At 72.4% G+C, this 21285-nt stretch carries 19 protein-coding genes and 1 tRNA gene; 6 read left to right on the forward strand and 14 right to left on the reverse strand.

Features of this window, described 5'->3' with window-relative positions; translation table 11 throughout:
* Positions 1 to 57: 57 nt before the first annotated feature.
* The 7 genes from AB0D27_RS19745 to rpmG all read right to left on the reverse strand — a co-directional run bounded on the left by AB0D27_RS19745 (position 58) and on the right by rpmG (position 3356).
* Positions 58 to 519 carry an SRPBCC domain-containing protein gene (locus AB0D27_RS19745; RefSeq protein ID WP_362510051.1) on the reverse strand — a complete coding sequence of 154 codons (462 nt, stop codon included), beginning with the start codon at positions 517 to 519 and terminating at the stop codon, positions 58 to 60.
* Positions 516 to 878 (reverse strand): metalloregulator ArsR/SmtB family transcription factor, encoded by a 363-nt coding sequence (locus tag AB0D27_RS19750; RefSeq protein WP_362510054.1) that lies wholly within the window; start codon positions 876 to 878, stop codon positions 516 to 518. The genes AB0D27_RS19745 and AB0D27_RS19750 overlap by 4 nt, the downstream gene beginning before the upstream one ends.
* A gap of 110 nt (positions 879 to 988) precedes the next feature.
* Positions 989 to 1375, reverse strand: a complete 387-nt coding sequence (locus AB0D27_RS19755; protein WP_362510057.1) for a VOC family protein — start codon at positions 1373 to 1375, stop codon at positions 989 to 991.
* 103 nt (positions 1376 to 1478) lie between these two features.
* The gene (rpsR, locus tag AB0D27_RS19760; RefSeq protein WP_362510060.1) at positions 1479 to 1712 is read right to left on the reverse strand and encodes a 30S ribosomal protein S18; all 234 of its coding nucleotides are present in this window, start codon (positions 1710 to 1712) and stop codon (positions 1479 to 1481) included.
* Positions 1712 to 2935 (reverse strand): GTP-binding protein, encoded by a 1224-nt coding sequence (locus tag AB0D27_RS19765; protein WP_362510063.1) that lies wholly within the window; start codon positions 2933 to 2935, stop codon positions 1712 to 1714. Before AB0D27_RS19765 ends, rpsR begins: the two co-directional genes overlap by 1 nt.
* A 2-nt stretch (positions 2936 to 2937) precedes the next feature.
* A complete protein-coding gene (locus AB0D27_RS19770) occupies positions 2938 to 3186 on the reverse strand; it encodes a type B 50S ribosomal protein L31 (RefSeq protein WP_362510066.1) in 249 nt (82 codons plus the stop codon).
* A 5-nt stretch (positions 3187 to 3191) separates the two neighbouring features.
* On the reverse strand, positions 3192 to 3356 hold the full coding sequence (gene rpmG / locus AB0D27_RS19775; RefSeq protein WP_030573688.1) for a 50S ribosomal protein L33: 165 nt from the start codon (positions 3354 to 3356) through the stop codon (positions 3192 to 3194).
* A gap of 62 nt (positions 3357 to 3418) precedes the next feature.
* Between rpmG and rpmB the strand changes: the two genes are divergently transcribed.
* From rpmB to AB0D27_RS19795, 4 genes are all read left to right on the forward strand, one after another.
* A complete protein-coding gene (gene rpmB / locus AB0D27_RS19780; RefSeq protein WP_362510069.1) occupies positions 3419 to 3655 on the forward strand; it encodes a 50S ribosomal protein L28 in 237 nt (78 codons plus the stop codon).
* A complete protein-coding gene (gene rpsN, locus AB0D27_RS19785) occupies positions 3655 to 3960 on the forward strand; it encodes a 30S ribosomal protein S14 (RefSeq protein ID WP_362510072.1) in 306 nt (101 codons plus the stop codon). The genes rpmB and rpsN overlap by 1 nt, the downstream gene beginning before the upstream one ends.
* Positions 3961 to 4015: 55 nt before the next feature.
* Positions 4016 to 4522 (forward strand): hypothetical protein, encoded by a 507-nt coding sequence (locus tag AB0D27_RS19790; protein WP_362510075.1) that lies wholly within the window; start codon positions 4016 to 4018, stop codon positions 4520 to 4522.
* Between the two features lie 261 nt (positions 4523 to 4783).
* Positions 4784 to 5317: a DUF4232 domain-containing protein gene (locus AB0D27_RS19795; RefSeq protein WP_362510077.1), complete on the forward strand. Its 534-nt coding sequence runs from the start codon at positions 4784 to 4786 to the stop codon at positions 5315 to 5317.
* Positions 5318 to 5330: 13 nt separating this feature from the next.
* On the opposite strand, the gene AB0D27_RS19800 is transcribed toward AB0D27_RS19795, so the two are convergent.
* Complete coding sequence (locus tag AB0D27_RS19800) at positions 5331 to 6506, reverse strand: DUF2786 domain-containing protein (protein ID WP_362510079.1); 1176 nt, start codon at positions 6504 to 6506, stop codon at positions 5331 to 5333.
* A 553-nt stretch (positions 6507 to 7059) separates the two neighbouring features.
* Here AB0D27_RS19800 and AB0D27_RS19805 point away from each other — a divergent pair.
* Both AB0D27_RS19805 and AB0D27_RS19810 read left to right on the forward strand, forming a co-directional pair.
* Positions 7060 to 7806: a Clp protease N-terminal domain-containing protein gene (locus AB0D27_RS19805; protein ID WP_362510081.1), complete on the forward strand. Its 747-nt coding sequence runs from the start codon at positions 7060 to 7062 to the stop codon at positions 7804 to 7806.
* A 44-nt stretch (positions 7807 to 7850) separates the two neighbouring features.
* Entirely contained in the window at positions 7851 to 9542 is a 1692-nt protein-coding gene (locus tag AB0D27_RS19810; protein ID WP_362510083.1) for a bifunctional 3'-5' exonuclease/DNA polymerase, read from the forward strand.
* 322 nt (positions 9543 to 9864) lie between these two features.
* On the opposite strand, the gene AB0D27_RS19815 is transcribed toward AB0D27_RS19810, so the two are convergent.
* The 6 genes from AB0D27_RS19815 to tmk all read right to left on the reverse strand — a co-directional run bounded on the left by AB0D27_RS19815 (position 9865) and on the right by tmk (position 21240).
* Positions 9865 to 13281 (reverse strand): BTAD domain-containing putative transcriptional regulator, encoded by a 3417-nt coding sequence (locus tag AB0D27_RS19815; RefSeq protein ID WP_362510086.1) that lies wholly within the window; start codon positions 13279 to 13281, stop codon positions 9865 to 9867.
* Between the two features lie 298 nt (positions 13282 to 13579).
* A complete protein-coding gene (locus AB0D27_RS19820) occupies positions 13580 to 14485 on the reverse strand; it encodes a glycosyltransferase (protein WP_362510089.1) in 906 nt (301 codons plus the stop codon).
* Positions 14486 to 14812: 327 nt separating this feature from the next.
* Positions 14813 to 14886: transfer RNA gene (locus AB0D27_RS19825), tRNA-Thr, on the reverse strand.
* Positions 14887 to 14993: 107 nt separating this feature from the next.
* The gene (locus AB0D27_RS19830; RefSeq protein ID WP_362510092.1) at positions 14994 to 16574 is read right to left on the reverse strand and encodes an alpha/beta hydrolase; all 1581 of its coding nucleotides are present in this window, start codon (positions 16572 to 16574) and stop codon (positions 14994 to 14996) included.
* Between the two features lie 105 nt (positions 16575 to 16679).
* Positions 16680 to 17885, reverse strand: coding sequence for a DNA polymerase III subunit delta' (locus tag AB0D27_RS19835; protein WP_362510095.1), 1206 nt, complete (start codon positions 17883 to 17885; stop codon positions 16680 to 16682).
* Positions 17886 to 18045: 160 nt separating this feature from the next.
* Entirely contained in the window at positions 18046 to 21240 is a 3195-nt protein-coding gene (tmk, locus tag AB0D27_RS19840) for a dTMP kinase (protein ID WP_362510098.1), read from the reverse strand.
* Positions 21241 to 21285 lie beyond the last annotated feature (45 nt).

Genomic DNA, 21285 nt, shown 5'->3' on the forward strand with positions numbered 1-21285 from the left:
GACTACCGGCTGTCCCTCACCTGACTACGGCCTGCTGCTCAACGGGCCGCAGTCGGTCTACAGCCGGTCCAGCGCCTGCCCCAGAGATCGCAGAACATGCGACCTCCAGCCCCCGTCCATGATCTTCCGCGCCATCATCTGTGCGGGATCGTCCGGATCGAATCCCTCGTGTACTAGGAACAGACGCGTACCGCGGCCCTCGTGTTCCAACGTCCACGTAATGGTCCAGTCCGCAGGACGGCCGGGATCGGCGTCGGCCCACCGGACGCGCAGCATCCGTTCCGCCTCGTAGGCGAGAACGCGCACCTCAACGGTGCCGGAGAAGTTCGAGTTGGGGCGGGGCACGGACGTCAGCAGATACCGGTGGCCGACTTCGAGCCGGAAGTCCTCCGAGCCCGGCATCTGCCACTGGGCGAGCAACTCGGGCTCGGTGAGGGCGCGCCAGACCTTGGCGGGCGGGTGCGGGAGGAACTGATCGACGCGGAGGGTGGTCAGGTCATCCTCTGGAACGGAGTTCATGTCTCGGCATCGTCGGGCATGCGGTCCAGGAGATCGCCGAGGCCCTTGAGCCTGTCGCGCCAGAACCGCTCATACGGATGGAGCCAGTCCTGGACGTCGGCGAGCGGGGCGGCCTCCAGGCGGTAGATGCGCTGTCGCCCGGCACGCTCCTCGGAGACGAGCCCGGCGTCCCGCAATACCCGGAGATGTTCCGAGAGGCTGGGCCGTCGCATGGCGAAGTGGTCGGCCAGGGCCTGGACGGGCTGGGGCCCCTGCTCGCGCAGCAGCCGCAGCACTTCGCGGCGGGTGGCGTTGGCGAGCGCGGCGAAGATCTGGTCCTCGCGAGCCCCGGTGCCGGTCCCGGTCCCGGTAGCAGTCATGGCGCGCTCAGAAGCCTTCCTTCTCCGTGGTCATTCCGTGGCCGTCTTCGTGGTCATTTCCGTGGCCGTCTTCGTGGCCGTCTCCGTGGCCGTCTCGGTCTTTTCCATGGTCATTCCGTGGTCTTTTCCGCGGCCTTTTCCGTGATCAGCATCAGACCGTTGCCGTCCGGGTCGCGGAACGAGGCCATGCGGCCCCATGGAAGGTCGTCGGGGCCTTCCACCGCGACACCCGCGGCCGCGAGCCGCGCACAGTCGGCGTCGACATCGGTCGTGACCAACATGATCCCCCGACTCTCTCCCGGCACGAAACCGCCCATGCCCGGACCCGAGAGCGTGAAGACGGTCTGCGCCCCCTTGGGCGCGACCTGGAGCCAGCGCCCGGGCGGCATGTCCAGGTCGGCGGTGACCTCGAAGCCGAGGACGTCCGCGTAGAAACGCAGGGCGCGGTCCTGGTCGGCGACGGGGAGGGTGACGAAGGAGGCGTGGGTGATGTTCATGCGTAAGACAATAGGTAGGAGCTTCCCTACGAGTCAAGCGTAGGGAAACTCCTACCTATCAGGAGTTTCTCAGCGGTCGGCGGCGCTCAGCTGCTGCCGATGTTCAGCGACTGGAGTACGGCAGCAGCGCCATCTCCCGCGCGTTCTTGATCGCGCGCGACAGCATCCGCTGCTGCTGAGCCGTCACCCGCGTCACCCGACGGCTACGGATCTTGCCCCGGTCGGAGGTGAACTTCCGCAGCAGGTCGGTGTCCTTGTAGTCGATGTACATGATCCCGTCGCGATCCAGCGGATTGGGGCGGGAGGTGACCGGCTTGCGGTCGGTCTTGCGAGGCATCAGGCGTCCAGAAGGGTGTCGAAGGCGGGCGGGAGCAGCTCCCAGGCGGCGCGCCCTGCGGCGTACTCGGTGTCGGTCAACAGGCATGCCTCCAGGAGCAGTTCGAGCCCCTCGCGGTCGAGCCCGGGCGAGGTGAAGACTAGGTGCTGACAGCAGTCGCCGTGCTCGGGGTGCCAGTCGAGCGCCGCGGCGGCGCGGCGCACCGGCGGGACCATCTCCCACGCCGCGTCCGGTAGCGAGGCGAGCCAGGGGCCCGCGTTCTCCACACACAGCGCTCCCCCGGCCGCGTCCCAGTGCAGCAGCGTGTCCGGCCGGTCGGCGAGCCAGAACCGCCCACGGCTGCGCGCGGCGGCGCAGGTCAGGTCCTCCAGCGCCGCGTACAGCCGCTCCGGGTGGAACGGACGGCGCCGGTGCCATACGAGGGTGGAGACGCCGTGCGCGTCGGCCTCGGCCGGCAACAGCGCGCAGGCCGGGTGCTGGGCAGCGGCGGCAGCTTCCACGTCGAACCCGGCGAGCGCGGCTTCGGCCAGCGGCGAGCGTGCCAAACCTGGACAGTCGATGGGGACTTGACGGGCCGTTGGGTGCAGCTGGGCGAGCAGGGCGCGGTCCTCGTCGTCTGCCTCAGCCGAGTCGGCCACGGCGAGGACGGGGGCGTACTCCAGCTGGCGGGCGAAGGTGTCGGCGACCGTACGCTGGTCGGTGGCGGCGGCGGCGAGGCCTCCGTCGGTGAGGTCGTCGCCATTGCCGAGGTACGGGAGCAGCAGCGCCGGGTCGACGGCGGTGATGACGCCGGTCAGTGTCAGGCCGCTCGCCGCCACGACCTCGGCCATGGCCTTGGGCTCGACGGAATCCCACAGTTCGACCACCGCGAGCCGGGTGAGTCCCGCGTCCGCCAGGCGTCGCAGTTCCGGCACCAGGTCCTCGCGCAGGGCGCAGCACGCGCAGTCGTTGACCAGAGGGGTCTCGCCGGCGGACAGGATGCCGGTGCGGTCGCGGATCGTGCGGACGACCGTGCCGTAGGCGGCGGTCGCCGGGTGGTGGGGGGCCGTCGGCGGGTGGGGGGCCGTCGGCGGGTGGGGGGCCGTCGGCGGGTCTCGATGGACCGTCGCCAGGTCGTGGTGGAGCGCGACGCTGCCCGGGACGGCCGTGAGCAGGTGCTCGACGGCCGCCCTACGGGCGTCGGCGTGCAGTCCGCCGACGATCGCGACGGAGAGGTCGGGCACGGTCAGCTCCGCTTTCCGTACCGGCGCTCGAAGCGCTCCACGCGCCCGGCCGTGTCCAGGACGCGCGCGTTGCCCGTGTGGAAGGGGTGACTGACGTTCGAGATTTCGATGTCGACGACCGGGTAGGTGTGGCCGTCCTCCCACTCGATCCTCTTGTCGCTGGTCATGGTCGAGCGGGTGAGGAAGGCATGGTTCGCGGCGCGGTCCCGGAAGACGACCGGGCCGTACGCCGGGTGGATTCCCTCGCGCATGGCGGTCAGCGCTCCTCTCGGAAGTCGACGTGGCGGCCCGCGACCGGGTCGTACTTGCGCAGGGTCATCCGGTCCGGGTCGTTGCGGCGGTTCTTGCGGGTGACGTACGTGTAGCCGGTCCCGGCCGTGGACCGGAGCTTGATGACCGGCCGGAGTTCGTTGCGTGCCATGCTGGTATGTTACTGAAAATGAATCCCATTACCAACTGTGGATCGAGAGAGGTGCGTCACCCTTGTCCGCCCACTGCATGCTGACCGGCGCCCAACCGGGCTTCGGAAACTCCATCTCGCACTCGCACCGGCGTACGTCCCGCCGCTTCGACCCGAACGTCCAGCGCAAGCGCTACTGGCTCCCGGGCGAGGGCCGTCACGTACGGCTGCGGCTGAGCGCGAAGGGCATCAAGACGGTCGACACGATCGGCGTCGAGGCCGCCGTGGCGCGGATCCGTGCGCGAGGAGTGAAGGTCTGATGGCGAAGAAGAGCAAGATCGCGAAGAACGAGAAGCGCCAGGAGACCGTCGCGCGGTACGCCGCCCGGCGGGCCGAGCTGAAGGAGATCATCCGCAGGCCGTCGTCGAGCGAGGCCGAACGGCTCGCCGCCCAGGCCGAACTGCGCAGGCAGCCGCGCGACGCCAGCGCCACCCGGGTACGCAACCGGGACAGCGTGGACGGGCGCCCGCGCGGTTATCTCCGTACCTTCGGCCTCTCCCGGGTGAATCTGCGTGAGCAAGCGCACGCCGGATTCCTGCCCGGGATGCGCAAGTCCTCCTGGTAGCTTGCTGCGGTCGTTCAGGCGACCCCGACATCATCACCATCCTTGGGGGCTTTCAGTGACTTCGGCGACCTTCCCGTCCCGCCAGGCGCGTATCGCGGCCGCTGCCGTGGGTCTGGCGGCGGCGCTCGCGCTGACCGGTTGCAGCAGCAGCGACGACGGCGGCTCCGGCGACCAGTCCGCGAGCCCCAGCGCGTCGGCGACCGCGACGGGCGGCACGGGCGGTGACACGGGGGGCAGCCCGTCCCCCTCGGGCAAGCTGGACGGCAGCTGGCTGGCCACCACGGACGGCAAGGCCGTGGCCCTGGTGATCACCGGCAAGCAGGCCGGGCTCTTCGCCACGGGGGGCACCGTGTGCAGCGGTACCGCCGGTGAGGAGGCGGGCGTGCGGACGATCCACCTCACGTGCACGAACGGGAACAAGGACCGCGCCACCGGCACGGTCTCCCACGTCGACTCCACCTCCCTGCGGATCAAGTGGGCGGGCTTCGGGCAGGAGATCTACACGAAGACCGAGGGCGGGCAGCTGCCGACGGGGTTGCCGACGTCGAGTCTGGGGTCCTGATCGGTTCTCCGGTCACTGGCGGCCGACGATCGGTCTCCGGTCACTGGCGGCCGGTGATCGGTTCTCCGGTCACTGGCGACCGATGATCGGTTCTCCGGTCACTGGCGACCGGCGGAATCCCTCCGGGTTCCGCGGCCCGCCGGTGACCTTGGCTCCTGACGGGCGGGATCACCCGGGGGGTGCGCAACGGCTCGTCCCCCGGTTGCGTGATGATCCATGAGCATCGTCATGCCACCAAGGCCCGACCCCCAGAGGATCCCCATGCGCGCCCTTCCCGTCGTCGCCGCCTTCACCGGCGCACTCACCGCCGCCCTCGCCCTGACCGCCTGCGGGGACGGCGGCGGTGGCGGTGGCACCACCCACAAGACCGCCACGAGCAGCGCTTGCCACATCACTCAGGTGGGCATCCACGTCGGCCCCGCGAACGCCGCTCCGGCCGCAGGCGACACCGGCAACGTTCCGGTCACCCTCACCAACGTCAACTCCCGCACGTGCACGTTGGACGGCTTCCCCGGCATCGAGCTGCAGGCCGGCGGCAGCTCCTGGACCCTCACTCCGGAGAAGGGCGCGAAGGCGCAGAAGCTGACGCTGAAGAAGGACGAGTCGGCCACCTTCACGGTCACGTACGTACGGGGCGAGACCGGCGCCAAGGGCGCCGCCGTCAAGACCATGCGGATCAGCCTGCCCGGACGCCCCGACACGAAGGGCTGGAAGTGGACGTACGGCAATGTCGCCCGGCAGACGGCGGACGTGCTGAACGCCTCGGTGAGTTCCTTCCAGATGGCGGGCGACTGAGTCCTCCCGGGGCTCAGGGGATCGGGCGTCGGCCCTCGACCCGCGCACGGTCCGCCGCCGCGGCGCCCTCCTGCCAGCCGGCCGCGTCACTGACCCCGCGCAGACGGGTGGTCACCGTCTGCGGGAACATCCGGTCCATGTGGTCCGCGACCGCCACGTCGCGGGCCGCCAGCACCGGCAGCAACTCCCCCTCCGTCGCCATCACCTGGCCCTCGGCGGCGAACGCCAGCCGGTCGCCTATCCGGTGCGCGTACGCGGCGAGGAAGGACTGCCGGAAGGTCTTCGTACGTCTGCGGCCGCCCGCCCGTTGGGCCGCTTCCGCCTTGGTCATCGCGGTCGTGGCCTGCACGAGCAGCGAGGTGTAGAGGAGTTCGACCGCCTCCAGATCGGGTTCGAAGCCGACGACCGTCGAGAAGGCGAACGCCTCGTTCCACACCGCCCGGCAGCGGTTCGCGCCCGCCACCGCGTCCAGGAGGACCGCCTTGGCCTGCTCGTACGGCGGCTCGACGCCGATGCGGCAGGCGCCGGGCGCGTCCTTCGCGTGGGTGCGCGCCGCGAGCAGCGCCTCGTCGATACTGTGCCGCGCCATCAGCTCCTGCGCCTTGGCGCTCAGCGCCTCCGCCTCCTCCGGGAACCCGGTCGCCTCTGCCTTCGCGAGCAGGGCGCGGATGCGGGTGAGCATCCGGGAGTGCTGGGGGGCGGTGGCGGCGGACGGCGTCGGTGGTGCCTCCAGCGGCTCGATGGTGGGGAGGCGGAGGAGCAGTCGGTACAGCTTCAGTGCGGCGGTGGCGTACGAGAAGCGGTCGGTTCGGGGGGTTGTCCCGGGCTCGGCAGCCAGGTCCTCGAGCTGGGCCGCCCAGCGCGGGGCGCGCGGCTCGCGGCTCTCGCGGTTCTCGCGGTTCTCGCTCAGGATCAGCGTCGCCACCAGGCTTACGTGTACGTCGTCCAGCTCGCGCCGCACGATCCGTACGACGTCGGCCGGCTGCCAGCCGCGCCGCCAGGCCGCTGCGATGAACTCCTCGCCGCGGTGGGTGAGTTCGGCATCGGATGCGGGGTCGGCGGCGAGCAGCGAGGCACCCGCGTCGAGGGCCGTGTCGGTTTCGGCGTAGAGGGCGGCCTCGAAGGCGCGCTCTACGGTGCCGGGGCCGGGGCTGGTTCCGCTGCCGGGGCCGGGTGTACCGCTGCTCATGCGTCGATCGTGTCATGGGCGTCGCCGGGGTATGGCCGGGCCTGCCCCGCGGACGCCCCGCCTTGGACGGGGGCTTCGCCGCCGGGGTGTTCATCGCCGGTGATGGGGCCGTCGGGGGCCAGGAAGTCGCGGGTGGCGGCGGGCGTGACGTGGCGTGACGGGGGTCGCCTCCGGGCCGGTGGGGGGTCGGGGCCGCGCCGGTACATCCGCCCGCATCCGAACGGATCGACTGTGGGATACCGGGGAGCCGTTCCTTGTGGATCCGTCCGGATGCGGGCATTCGATGTACCGACACGGCCCCTTCCGCCGGGGGGCGGCTGCGGGTGCGTGGCGGTGAAGCGTGCAACAGCCAGTCCGGAGTAAGGAGTCGGGAGTCCGGAGTCCGCCGGGGAGGGAAGCCTCCCAAGGCCTACTTCTCAGCCATCCGGTGCGGAGCGCTTGGGAAGTGGTGCGGAGCGGCATCGGACGGGCTGGAGTGGGTTGGCGGGGGGAATTGGTCGACGTCTGTCAACTTCGGGTTGACGGGGGTCTGGTGTCAACCTACGGTTGACGTATGACGAACCCGCAGGGCATGGCATCCGTACGCCTCGACGACCTCATCGAGGCCATCAAGAAGGTCCACACGGACGCGCTCGACCAGCTCCAGGGGGCGGTGATCGCGGCGGACCACCTGGGCGACGTGGCGGATCACCTGATCGGGCACTTCGTGGATCAGGCGCGGCGTTCGGGCGCGTCCTGGACGGACATCGGCAAGAGCATGGGGGTCACCAGGCAGGCCGCCCAGAAGCGCTTCGTGCCGAAGGCGGAGTCCGACCTCGATCCCAGCCAGGGCTTCGGCCGCTACACCGAGCGGGCCCGCAAGGTGGTCATGGCCTCGCACCACGCCGTCAAGGCGGCCGGCGGCACCGAGGGCCTCCCCGAACACCTCGTGCTCGGCCTCCTTACCGAGCCCGACGCCCTCGGCGCGCAGGTGATCACCGCGCAGGGCGTGTCCCTGGACGCCGTACGCGAGGCGGCCATCGCGGCGCTCCCGCCGGCCGCCGACGAGGTCCCCGAACTCGTCCCGTACGGCCCCGCCGCCAAGAAGACCCTGGAACTCACCTTCCGTGAGGCCCTCCGCCTCGGCCACAACCACGTCGGCACCGAGCACATCCTCCTGGCCGTCCTGGAGTTCGAGAACGGCCATGGCGTGCTGAGCCGCGCCGGCGTCCACAAGGCGGCGGCCGAGGAGCACATCGCGCGCGCGGTCGCGGAGATCGCGAGGGCGCGGGAGGAAGCGGGCGAGGAGAGCGTCGGCTGATCGCGGCGGCGCCATTGTCAGACCTCCCTGCGAGACTCGGAATCATGACCGAGCGCTGGGCTCTCGCGCCGGCCGAGTACGGCGGCGCGGAGGTCGCCCTCCTCGGTCCCGGCGGGCTGCCCTCGGGCCCGGTCCGTCGAGAGCCTGACCTCGTGAAGGCGGTGCGGTCGAGGCCCGAGGTGAGTCGGTGGGTGTGGCGGTCCACGGCCGACGTCTATCCGCGTCTGCTCGCCGCGGGGGTGCGCGTAGAGCGGTGTTACGACATGGAGGCCGCCGAGACGCTGCTGCTCGGGCACGAGGGGCGGCTCGGCGAGCCCCGGTCGGCGGCCGCCGCGCTGGCGAGGCTGCGCGGCGGCCCCGTACCGCCGGATCCGCCGCAGCGCTCAGCCGAGCCCGGTTCGCAGTCCTCCCTCTTCGAGCCGCGCCCCGTTCGCGTACCGCTGCGCGATCTTTTGGAGGTGTACGGGGACCAGCAGCGCCGCCATGACGCCACCGCGCACCCGGAGCGGATGCGGCTGCTGACGGCGGCCGAGTCGGCGGGGATGCTGGTGGCCGCCGAGATGAACGAGGCGGGGCTGCCGTGGAGCGCCGACGTCCACCGCGGGGTACTGCACGAACTGCTCGGCGAGCGGTATGCGGGCGGGGGCGAGCCCCGGCGCCTGGCCGAGCTCACGGATGAGATCTCGGCCGCCTTCGGGAGACGGGTCCGACCCGATCTGCCCGCCGACGTCATCAAGGCGTTCGCGCAGGCCGGGATCAAGGTCAAGTCCACTCGGCGGTGGGAGATCGAGTCGATCGACCATCCGGCCGTGAAGCCACTGATCGAGTACAAGAAGCTGTACCGGATCTGGGTCGCCCATGGGTGGTCCTGGCTGCAGGACTGGGTGCGGGACGGGCGGTTCAGGCCCGAATACCTGCCGGGCGGGACCGTCACCGGGCGGTGGGTGACCAATGGTGGCGGGGCTCTGCAGATCCCGAAGGTGATCCGGCGTGCCGTGGTCGCCGATCCGGGATGGCGGCTGGTCGTCGCCGATGCCGACCAGATGGAGCCCCGGGTGCTCGCGGCGATCTCCCGCGACCCCGGGCTGATGGAGGTCGCCGGTCGCGAGAGCGATCTGTACCAGGCGGTGTCGGACCGGGCCTTCTCCGGCGACCGCGCTCAGGCGAAGCTCGCGGTGCTGGGGGCCGTGTACGGGCAGACGTCCGGTGACGGGCTGAAGAACCTGGCGCTGTTGCGCCGCCGCTTCCCCAAAGCTGTGGCATATGTGGACGACGCGGCGCGAGCCGGCGAGGAGGGCCGGCTCGTACGGACCTGGCTGGGGCGTACGTGTCCGCCCGCGGCCGGTGCCTCGGGCGACGGCGGGGACGAAGCTGGCATCCCGCAGGACGACCCCGCCGAGGACGGGGGCGACCAGGGCTGGGTCCCCGGGTACGCGTCCTCCAACTCCCGTGCCCGGGGACGGTTCGCCCGGAACTTCGTCGTCCAGGGCAGCGCCGCCGACTGGGCCCTGCTGGTGCTCGCCGCGCTCCGCCGCACCTGCGCCGGTCTCGCCGCCGAGCTGGTCTTCTTCCAGCACGACGAGGTGATCGTGCACTGCCCGGCCGACGAGGCCGACATGGTCGTACACGCGATCCGCGAGGCCGCCGATCTCGCGGGGCGGCTCACGTTCGGGGCGACACCGGTCCGCTTTCCGTTCACGACCGCGGTGGTCGAGTGCTACGCGGACGCGAAGTGACGGCACGAGGGTGCCGCCCACGGGGCCGCGACGCGCGGGGTTAGGGCCTGTCCGGCGGATCAGGTCGCAGGGAAGCAAGGGTTCGTGATCGGCGCTGCTGGGCGGGGGATGGTGCGTCCAGATGCAGGGCGGGGGAAGGGCGGCGACGCAGGGCGTCGACAACCGACGACAACCGACGACAACGCGGATGGGGGTTCCCCTCGCGCGGGCGAAGCCGAGCGGGGGGAGGGCGTGCCATCCTCCCCGTCTCCGGCGGCGAGAGCGGCGCAGGTGCGGCGGAGCGCGGCGAGCACCGTCTGCGGCATGATCCGCCGGACAGGCCCTACGTGCGCGCCAGGAGTTCTCTCAACTCCCCCACCACCGGGCTGTCCGTTCCGTCCAGCGCCTCGAGAGCCAGTTCCCACTGCTCGTACGCCGCTTCGGGCTCCCCCCGGGCCCGCAGCAGCAGGCCCCGCTGATGGCGGGCGAGCCCTCCGCTGTACCGGTCGGCGCGGCGGTCGGCGCGGCACAGCAGCAGGTCGCACTCGCGCGCGGCCCGCTCCCCGTCCCCCACCCCGCGCAGTGCGCGCACCAGCCCGAGCCGGGTCTGCGACTCGCCGTGCCAGTCGCCGTGGCTGCCGAGAATGCGCAGGCTCTCCTCGAAGTGCGGTACGGCGGCGGCCGGTTCGCCGAGGGTGAGGTGGGCATAGCCGATGTTGCAGTGCGCCGAGTGCCGCACGATGACGTCGTCCAGCCTGTCGCCGATCGCGAGGCTGCGTTTGTGGTGGTCGATGGCGGCCCGGGCGTCCGTGTGCTCGTAAAGGTTGCCGAGGTGGCTGTAGGTAATGGCCTCCATCTGCGGGTCGCCCAACTCGCGCGAGAATTCGAGGCTTTGCAGCAGGGCCTCGCTGGACTCGGCGTAGCGGCCGAGCCCTTCGAGGAGCATGCCCCGGTTGTTCAGACCCCGCCGCACCCAGGACAGCACGCCGAGCCTGCGCCAGATCGCGAGCGCCTCGTCGTTCAGGGCGAGGGCGTCACTCGCGCGGCCCGTCATGAAGTGCAGCCCCGCGAGGTCGCCGAGCGCGTACGCCTCGGCCGCCTCGTCGCCCAGCCGTCGTGTCGCCCTCAGCGCGGCCTGCAGAAGAGTCTCCAACTCCGCTACTCGGCCGCTGCGTTGAACGTACGGATTGAGCAGGCGCACCAGGACGGGGACGTACGCGCACAGCCCCGCGTACCGCTCCACCAGGGCCACCACGTTCTCCAGCTCCAGGTCGCCCCAGGCGAAGGCCTCCTTCGCGGAGCGGAACGGCGGTGTGGCCGCGACGTCCGCCGCGTGCGGCTTCGGCTGCGAGGCCGTCGGCCGGCTACGGTCCTCCCGGTCGAGTCCCGGCTCGAGAATCGCCTCGAGCGACCGGGCCGCGACTCCGGCATACCAGCGCAACGCCCGCTCGGCCACGGCCGCGGTCTCCCCGCCGGGGGCGGCTGCCTCCATCGGGTCGGCGGCACGCTCCGCCGCCCTCGCGATCTCCCGGGCGAAGTGTCGGACGAGGTCGTGCGGGGCGTAGCGGCCGTACGCCGTTTCCTCCAGGAGGGCGACGTCGACCAGGCGGTCCAGGGCGGCCTCGGCGCGGCGTTCGTCAGTGCCGGTGAGGCGGGCGAGGAGGGGTGCCCCGTAGGCCGGGAGGTCGAGCGCGCCGATGCGGCACAGGGCGAGCGCCGCGTCCCGGTCGGCCTCGCGGTCCGAGGCGCGCAGCGCGTCGTGCGCGACGGCCAGGGACCTGCGCACACTCAGGTCGTCGTACTCCAAGTGGTGCAACCGGCCCTCGGTGGCTGCCAGTTGACCGGCGAGGGCGTCCGGGGTGAGTGCGCGGCGCGCGGCGAGGCGGGCCGCGACGACGCGGAGGGCGAGCGGCAGTCGGCCGGTGAGTTCGACGAGTGGGTGTCCCCGGTTGAGCCCGTCCCTGCGGCCGGAGACCGCGCGGAGCAGCGCCGCGCTGTCCTCGTCCGACAGCGGCGCGAGTGGGAAGCGGTGCGCTCCGTCCAGCGCGGTGAGCGGCGAACGGCTCGTCACGATCACCGCGCAGCCCGCGCCCGCCGGCAGCAGCGGCCGCACCTGCGCGGCGTGCGCCGCGTCGTCGAGCACCATGAGGGTGCGGGTGGGCGCGAGCATCGAGCGCAGCAACGCCGCCGCCGCGTCCGGGTGTTCGGGGATACGGCGGGGCTCCGCGCCCAGGTCGCGCAGCAGCGCGGCGAGCGCCTGCCCTGAGCCGAGCGGCGTCATGCCGGGCGTGGCGCCGTGCAGGTTGACGTACAGCTGCCCATCGGGGAAACGTTCCCGCAGCCCATGCGCCACGTGCAGCGCGAGCGCGCTCTTGCCGACCCCGGCCATACCGCTGATCACGACGACACGGGGCATACCGTCGGTCGCGGAGACAGTCGCGGAGAGAGTCGCGGGGGCGACGGGCACGTCTTCGGGTGGGGGGACAGCGGGCGTGGCTGCGGGCGGGGCAGCTCCGGGCACGCCTTCGGTCGCGGCAGCTCCGGGCATGGCTGCGGGCGGGGCAGCTCCGGGCACGTCTACGGTCGGGGCAGCACCGGGCACGTCTACGGACGGGGCGGCACCAGGCATCCCGTCGGTCGCGGCCACACCAGGCATCCCGTCGGCCACGGCCACACCAGGCATCCCGTCGGCCACGGCCACACCGGGCACGCCTTCGGCCGCGGCGACGTAGGGCATACCGTCAGCAACCGCAGCACCGGGCGCCCCCTCGACCGTCGCGCCCTCAGTCCTCCTCCCCCCAACCACCGCGGGCTCGCCGCCCCGGCGCTCCGGGTCCAGAACCAGCCGCAGCTGCTCACGCAGTTCTCCGCGGCCAGTGAAGTAGGCGGGCGGCGGCGGCAGTTGGGCCGGTCGCGGCGGAGCCGACTCAGCCGGGGCGGCGGCGGCCCGCTCCCGCCCGGCATCCTCGGCGGCCTCCGTCGCTGCCGACGCCCCCGGCGCGTCCCACTCGCGGAGGATCTCCAGATGCGCCTCACGCACCGCGGGGCCCGGTTCGACGCCGAGTTCCTCCACCAGGCGGGCCCGCAGGTCGCGGTGGACGGCGAGGGCCTCGGCCTGTCGCCCGGTGCGGTGCAGGACGAGCATCAGCAGCCGGTGGAAGGCCTCACGGAGCGGGTGCTCGGCGGTCAGGGCGGCCAACTCGGGGGCCAGTCGGTCGAGTCGGGCGGACGTCGGGGCAAGGCGCAGCTCGGCCTCGTACCGCCATTCCAGAACCAGGAGCCGCGCTTCCTCCAGGCGCTGGACGAAGGCGTGGCCGCCGATCTCGGGCGGCAGTCCGCTCAGCGGGGTGCCGCGCCACAGCGCGAGCGCCGCCACGCACGCGCGCAGCGCCCGCTCTCCGTCCCGCTCGGCATGCGCGGCACGTGCGACCGAGGCATGGTGCTCGAAGACGCGGACGTCCAACTCGCCCTCGGCGACCCGCAGGACGTACCCCGGCGGTACGGCGCGCAGCCGGTCCGGATCGTCGAGGAGGCGCCGCAACCGCGTCACATGGTTGTGCAGGGAGGCCTGCGCGGACGCGGGCGGCGCCCCGCCCCACAGCGCGTCCTTGAGTACGTCGACGGAGACGACCCGGCCGGGTTCCAGGAGCAACGCCGCCAGCAGGGCACGCAATTTGCGGCTGCCGATCGACCTGATCTCGCCGTCGGCGTCGTACAGGACCGGCGGCCCCAGCAGCCCGAACCGCGGCTCGTCCCGCATCACGCCCGTCCCACTGCCTTCCCGCGCGACCGCTCGGGCCGTGCCGCTGGCGACTTCGCGCCTTCTTTCGGCGACTTCCCGCCGACCGACTCGTGGCTCACCGAGGAACCGTTGGCCTCATGTTAGCGATCCGTTGGCGTGGCCTGATGTGATCATTCCATCGGATCTGGCCCGACGGTGCGCGCGTACGACGCGTAACTCGGGGGAGCGACGCCGCCGCGGCCGGATCCGGGAACGCGAAAGGCCCTGGTCGTCGGAGGTGAACGACCGGGGCCTTCGTCTGTCCCGGGGCCCGGTGTCAGATGACCGGCGGCCGGCCGAGCCGGGTGAGCCGCCACACCGTGCGCCACCGCATCGGCCGACGCTCGCCGCCGGATTGCCGCAGCCCCTCCACGAAACCGCCGAACCAGGCCCGCAGCCCGCCGACGGACCGAGTCCGTACGAAGGTCAGCAGCATCCAGATCCCCAGGTGCACCGGGATCAGCGCGAGGGGCAGGCGGCGGCGAGTGAGCCAGACCCGGTTGCGGGCGGTCACCCGGTAGTAGATGGCGTGCCGGGCCGGCGAGGTCTTCGGATGCTGGAGCAGCAACTCGGGCTCGTACAGCACGGTCCACCCGGCGTCGATGGCCCGCCAGGCCATGTCGGTCTCCTCGTGCGCGAAGAAGAACTCGGCGGGCCAGTCACCGATCTGGGCCAGCATGGGCATGGACAGCGCGTGCCCGCCGCCGAGGAAGCCGGTGACCGGTCCGCCGCGCATCGGGTCCTTGGCCCCGACCCTCGGCACATGCCGCCGCTGGGTCTCGCCGTTCTCGTCGGCGATGCGGAAGCCGACGATGCCGAGCCGCGGATCACCGGCGTACAGGTCCCGTACGCGTCGCAGGACATCCCCGTCGACCAGCAGCCCGTCGTCGTCGAGTTCGACCACGACGTCGACGTCACCCAGCTCCCGCAGGCGCTGGAGTGCGACGTTGCGCCCGCCGGGGCACCCCAGGTTCTCGTCGACCTCGATGGTGGTCACCTCGCCGGGCAGCCCGAGGCGGTCGCCGAACTCGGGCAGCGGGCAACCGTTCCCCACGATCACGATCCGCGCGGGCGCGACATCCTGCTTGGCCACGGAGGCGAGCAGCGCGTCGACCTCGGCGGGCCGATTCCCCATGGTCACCACAGCGACGGCAACCCGCGGCCCCTCCTCCGCCTGTGACACGACATCCACCCCATCCCGGCCGACAACTGTGCCGCGATGCTAGCCGTTCACCGGAATTCCCCTTTACGTACGCCCCGGCGTACGCCCGGATGACGCGCTCCCCTCCACCTCACATACCCGTACGTGAAGGGGAGATCACAGGGGAGATCACACCTCTTGAAGGACGCCATGTGCCGCATGGGAGCCACCTTCATCCCTCAGCCGGAACCCCGACTGAGACCAGAACTGAGACCAAGGGCAGCCGCCCGGGCCGTGCCCGACGGCGACGCCGCATCAGATAAAGCAAAAGCCCCAGATCACGGCGAGTGAGTTCTGGGGCTTCCACAGAGCCGCCTTCGGGATTCGAACCCGAGACCTACGCATTACGAGTGCGTTGCTCTGGCCATCTGAGCTAAGGCGGCGCGCTGTCCGCACTATGGTGCGATCAGCAACGTCGGTAAGTCTACACAGTTTGGGGGGGTGCTCCGCACGCGCCCCGGGGCGTGCGAGGCCAGGGGGCGCGGCAGGGCTATGAGCAGCGCTTTCCCTTCGCTGGAGGGGTGCCGTGGAGGAGGTAGCGGTCGATCGTGGTGTCGATGCAGCGGCTGCCGCGGCCGTAGGCGGTGTGGCCGTCGCCGACGTAGGTGAGGAGGGTCGCGGAGGAGAGCTGGGAGGCGAGGGACTGGGCCCAGGGGTAGGGGGTCGCCGGGTCGCGGGTGGTGCCGACCACGACGATCGGGGCCGCGCCCTTCGCCGCGATCCGGTGGGGTTCTCCGGTGGGCTTCACGGGCCAGTACGCGCAGTTCAGGGAGGCCCAGGCCAGGTCGTCGCCGAAGACGGGGGACGCCTTCTCGAAGGCCGGGAGCGCCTGCTCCACCTGCTCGGGGCTGGAGAAGGCGGCAGGGAGGTCGAGGCAGTTCACGGCGGCGTTGGCGTACATCAGGTTCGCGTATCTGCCGTCGGCGTCCCGCTCGTAGTAGCTGTCGGAGAGGGCGAGCAGACCCGCGCCGTCCTTGTCCTCCATGGCCGAGGTGAGCGCCTCGCGCAGCTGCGGCCAGGTCGACTGGTCGTACATCGCCGCGATCACCCCCGTCGTCGCGAGCGCCTCGCCCAACTTGCGGCCGTCCGCGTCGCCCGCCGGGATGGGCGCCTTGTCCAGCCGCTGGAAGAACGCCTTCAGGTTCTTGCCCACCTGCTCCGTGCTCGTGCCCGCGCCGCCCAGCGGACAGTCACTCTTGCGCACGCAGTCCTTCGCGAACGACTGGAATGCCGTCTCGAACCCCGCGGTCTGCTGCTCGTTCAGCTTGCGGGCGTCGAGGGAGGGGTCCAGCGCGCCGTCCAGGACCATGCGGCCCACCCGGTCCGGGTAGAGGCCGGCGTAGGTCGCCCCGAGGAACGTTCCGTACGACGCCCCGACGTACGTCAGCTTCCGGTCGCCCAGCGCGGCCCGCAGGATGTCCATGTCGCGGGCCGCCTCCACCGTGGAGACATGCCGGAGCAGCTCGGGCGAGCGCTGCCCGCAGCCCTCGGCGAACTTCTTGTACGCGTCGACGAGTTGCCCCTCCTCCCGCTTGTCGTCCGGAGTCGTGTCCGTCTGGGTGTACCTGTCCATCTGGGGGCCGGTGAGGCACTCGACGGGCTCGCTGCGGGCCACGCCGCGCGGGTCGACCGCGACCATGTCGTAGCGGGCGCGGACCTCCGCCGGGTAGCCGATTCCTGCGAACGACTGCAGGTAGCCGACCGCCGAGCCGCCCGGCCCTCCCGGGTTGACCAGCAGCGAACCGAGCCGCTTGCCCGGCCCCGTGGCCTTCTTGCGCGCGACCGCCAGCCGGATATCGCCCGACGCCGGCTTCGCGTAGTCGAGCGGCGCCTTCATCGTGGCGCACTGGAAGCCCGGTACTCCGCAGGTGCGCCAGTTCAGCTTCTGCCCGTAGTACGGCGACAGCGCCGTGGGTGTCGCGCGCGGCAGCGCGGCCAGTGCCGCGTCCGGCGTCGGCGTCGTCGTGGAACTCCCCGAGGAGCAGGCGGAGATGAGCAGCGCGGTGGCGGCCAGCAGCAGGCCGCTCGCACGGAGGGGCCTGGTCGGCCGAAGGGTGCGCCTGATGTACATCTCGCGAGCGTAACCTTGCGCCATCGATTGATCACCTTCAGTCGCGGATGCGCCTCGTACGGGTGACTCGGTCAACTCGCGGGGCACGATCCCCTCGTGCCGGCGTCAGCCCGACCGCAGCGCCATCGTCATCGCCTCCACCGCGAGCAGCGGGGCCACATTGCGGTCGAGGGCCTCGCGGCATGCGGCGATCGCGTCGATGCGGCGCAGGGTCGACTCCGGCGAGCCGGCGCGGGCCAGCCGCTCCAGGGTGTCCCCGGCCTCCGTGTTGGCGAGGGCCACGCGGGAGCCGAGCTGGAGGGCGAGGACATCGCGGTAGAACCCGGTCAGGTCGATGAGCGCCAAGTCCAGGCTGTCGCGCTGCGTACGCGTTCTTCGGCGTTTCTGCCGGTCCTCGAGCTCCTTCATGACACCCGCGGTGCCGCGAGGCATCCGGCCGCCCTGGGTCGCGCCGAGGGCGGCCTTCAGGTCCTCGGTCTCCTTCACGTCGACTTCCTCGGCGAGCTGCTTGGCGTCCTCCGAAGCGGTGTCGATCAGCTCTTGGGCCGCCTTGAGGCAGCCGCCGATGTCGTCGATCCGCAGCGGCAGCTTGAGGACGGCGGCCCGGCGCTCACGGGCGCGCGGGTCCGTGGCGAGGCGGCGGGCGCGCCCGATGTGGCCCTGCGTCGCGCGCGCGGCGACCGCGGCGACGTCGGGTTCGATCCCGTCACGGCGTACGAGGATGTCGGCGACCGCGTCCACCGGCGGGGTACGCAGGGTGAGCAGGCGGCAGCGGGAACGGATGGTGGGCAGGACGTCCTCGATGGAGGGGGCGCACAGAAGCCAGACGGTGCGGGGGGCGGGTTCCTCGACGGCCTTGAGCAGGACGTTGCCCGCGCCCTCCGTGAGTCGGTCCGCGTCCTCCAGGACGATGACCTGCCAGCGGCCGGTGGCGGGCGACAGCTGGGCGCGGCGGACCAGCTCCCGGGTCTCCTTCACACCGATGGAGAGGAGATCGGTGCGGACGATCTGCACGTCGGCGTGGGTGCCCACCAGGCTCGTATGACAGCCGTCGCAGAAGCCGCAGCCGGGGACTCCGCCCAGCACGCGGTCGGGGCTCACGCACTGGAGCGCCGCCGCGAACGCCCGCGCCGCGGTGGAACGGCCCGAGCCGGGCGGGCCCGTGAACAGCCAGGCGTGCGTCATCTTGGACGCCTCGGGGAGCGGGGTGCCCGCGGCGACCGCCGTGACGAGGGCGTCGGCGTCCCGGGCAGCGGCGGCGAGCTGCTCGCTCACCTTCTCCTGGCCCACCAGGTCGTCCCACACGGGCATGAGGCACCGCCCTTTCGTCGCACTTTGCCTTGCTGCGTCCATTGTGCGGGTCGCCACTGACAATCGGCTCCGGGCGCCCGCGATGAGCGGGCCGGCGCGCACGGCGGCACCGCCTTCACGCCGATGGCGGTCGGCGCGCGCAGCCCCGACCGCCGGAAACTCAGCGGCGGCGCCCGTCCCGCCCCTCGTCCCAGTCGTCGTCCTCACGCGAGCCCAGCAGTTCGTCCGCCAGGGTCGGCAGGTCGTCGAGCGGAGTCTCCTCCGCCCAGTCGGAGCGGGGCCGACGGCGCGGGGTGCCCGCTTCGTCGACCTGGGGCAGCTCGCGCGTACGGTCCACGGAGTCGTCGGACCCCGGCGCCGGGCGCTCATCGCGGAAGAACCCCGGCGGCACCCGATCCGGGGCACCACCAGCGTCAGCGGACGCACCCGCCCCCCGGTCCCGTACCGGAGGCAGTACCGCCGTCTCGTCCGCGGCCCCCGGAGTCACGGGCGGCAGCACCGCCGTCTCGTCCGCCGCGCCCTCGGGCACAGGCGGCTTCGGCAGCTTGGCCGTCTCCTCGACATCACGACGGGCCTCGACATCCCGACGGGCCCCGGAGCGGCCCTCACCGGGCCGCACCGGCGGCAGCACCGCCGTCTCGTCCACCGGCCCACCGGACGCGTTCGACGGCGTCACGACCGGCGTGGGAACCGTCGTCTCGTTGTCGGGCACGGAAACACCCGGAGCCGCAGACGCACCGGCACCGGCAGACGACGCCTGCACCGAAGCCGCCGCGGCAGCCGCCTCCGCCACCCGCCGGGCATCCTCGGCCCGCAGCAGCGCCTCCTCGGCCTTCCGCTGCTTCTCCAGGCGGCGCTCCTCCGCCTCGGCCCGCAGCCGCGCCTCCTCCTCGGCCTGCTTGCGCAGACGCTCCTGCTCGGCGGCGCGGGCCTGCTCCTCGGCCAGCTGACGGACCCGCTCCTCCTCGGCGCGGCGGCGGGCGTCCTCGGCGCGCTGCCGGGCCTCCTCCGCCTGGCGCTCGGCCTCGCGCCGCTGGGCCTCCTCCAGCTCGCGCCGCTTGCGCTCCTCCTCCTCGGCGCGCAGCCGGGCGAGCTGCTCCTGGCGCTCACGCTCCAGCCGCTCCTCCTCGGCCTTGCGCGCGGCCTCTTCCTCGGCCTTGCGCCGGGCCTCCTCCTCGGCCGCCTTGCGGGCCTCCTCCTGGGCCTTCACCTCGGCCTCGGAGAGGGGCAGCATCACGTCGAGGCGGTGCCGGATGACCGTGGTGACCGCCTCGGGCTCCTGCGCGGCGTCGACGACCAGGTAGCGCCCCGGGTCGGCGGCGGCGAGCGTCAGGAAACCGGACCGTACGCGCGTGTGGAACTCGACGGGCTCCGACTCCAGCCGGTCCGGGGCCTCCGTGAACCGCTCGCGGGCCGCCTCCGGCGACACGTCCAGCAGAACCGTCAGATGCGGTACCAGCCCGTCCGTCGCCCATCGGTTGATGCGGGCGATCTCGGTCGGGGACAGGTCACGTCCCGCGCCCTGGTAGGCCACGGAGGAGTCGATGTAGCGGTCGGAGATGACGACGGCTCCCCGCTCCAGCGCGGGCCGCACCACCGTGTCGACGTGCTCGGCGCGGTCGGCGGCGTACAGCAGGGCCTCGGCGCGGTGCGAGAGGCCCGCCGACGACACGTCCAACAGGATCGACCGCAGCCGCTTGCCGACCGGCGTGGCGCCCGGCTCCCGGGTCACGACGACCTCATGGCCCTTGGCCCGGATCCACTCGGCGAGCGCCTCCGCCTGGGTGGACTTGCCGGCCCCGTCGCCGCCCTCCAGCGCGATGAAGAAGCCGTGCGCGGCGGGCAGCTGCGCCGGGTCGTCGCCGCCGCGCAGCGCGTCCAGCAGATCGTGCCGCAGCGGCACTCCGGAGCGGTCGTCGACCTTGGCGAGCACCACCGCGGCGACGGGCAGCAGCAGCGCGCCGACCAGCATCAGCGTGAAAGCGGCGCCGCCGTGCGCGAACACGAACTTGCCGTTCTCCAGGCGGTGCGGGCCGATCCCGGCGGCCACCAGGGGTGCCACGATCGCGCCGAGTGCCACGAAGACCCGTACGACCGCGTGCAGGTGTTCGGTCGTCCGCGCGCGGCGGTAGTCCTCGGCCTCCTGGTCGAGCAGCGCGTGTCCGGTGTTCGCGGCGATGCCAGCGCCGATGCCCGCGAAAGCCACGATCAGCAGCACCGTGGTGACGTCCGGGACGAGCCCGGCGGCCAGCAGCGCTATGCCGGTGAAGGCGATCGCGAGCGAGAGCAGCCTGCGCCGCGACAGTGACGGCAACACGGAGGAGGCCGTGCGGATGCCGATGACGACCCCCCCGGTCAGCGCCAGCACCAGCAGCCCGTACGTCACCGGTCCGCCGCCCAGGTCCTTGGCGTGCAGCACGCAGACGGCGACGGCGGCCGCGATCGCCCCGGCGACCGCGGCGCAGGCCAGCACCAGCAGCGGAATCGCGCCGGTACGTCCTTTGTCGACGGCGGTGCCCGTCTTCGGGCGGCGCAGCCCCTCGAGAGGCGAACGCGCGCGCGGGGTGCGCGCGTCGGGCAGTTCGAGGAACGTCAGCACCGACAGCGAGGCAGCGAACAGTCCGGCCGCGACGTACGAGGCGAGCGCCGCCTGGTGCTGGTCGAACCAGCCGATCCCGGCGCCCAGCAGGTTGTTGACGAGCGAGACGACGACAAGGGTGGCGGCCGCGAGCGGCACCGCCATGAACGCCGTACGCAGGGAGAGGCGTCGCAGCGCGTCCAGGTGGTCCGGCAGCGGGCGCACCGTGGCGCCCTCCGGCGGCGGCACGGGCAGCAGCGCGGGCGCCGCGCTCTCCCGGCACACCGTCCAGAACCGCTCGGCGACACCGACCACGAAGGCCGTGACGAGGAGGACGGCGAGCGCGTCGTCCGGCATCCAGTCGATCCACAGCGGCGCGACGATGAGGAGAGCGGCCCGCAGGGCATCCGCTCCGACCATGGTCCAGCGCCGGTCGAGCGGTCCCTCCTGGGACGTCAGCGACGTGAGTGGCCCGAGGAGTACGGCTCCGAAGAGCAGCGTCGCGAGAACGCGTGCCCCGAAGACGGCCGCCACGGCGAGGGCCACGCCGCGGTAGCCGCCACCGAAGGAGCCCTCGGAGATCGCCGCCTGGAGGGCGAGGACGACTAGGACAAGGAGGGCCAGCGCGTCCGCGACACCTCCCACGAGGTGTGCGCTCCACAACCGCTTCAACTGCGGTTGGTGCAGCAGCGCGCGGACGGCGCGCTCGCGGGAATCCGCGACCAGGGCTTCGTCGGGGGCCGGATTGTGGGCCGTTGGCTGCTCGGCTCGCGTCATCCTGCAAGCCTATCCGGACCCACTGACTCCCCGAAGGGGTGCCCG

This window comes from Streptomyces sp. NPDC048415 (genome assembly GCF_040651675.1).
Lineage (GTDB): Bacteria > Actinomycetota > Actinomycetes > Streptomycetales > Streptomycetaceae > Streptomyces.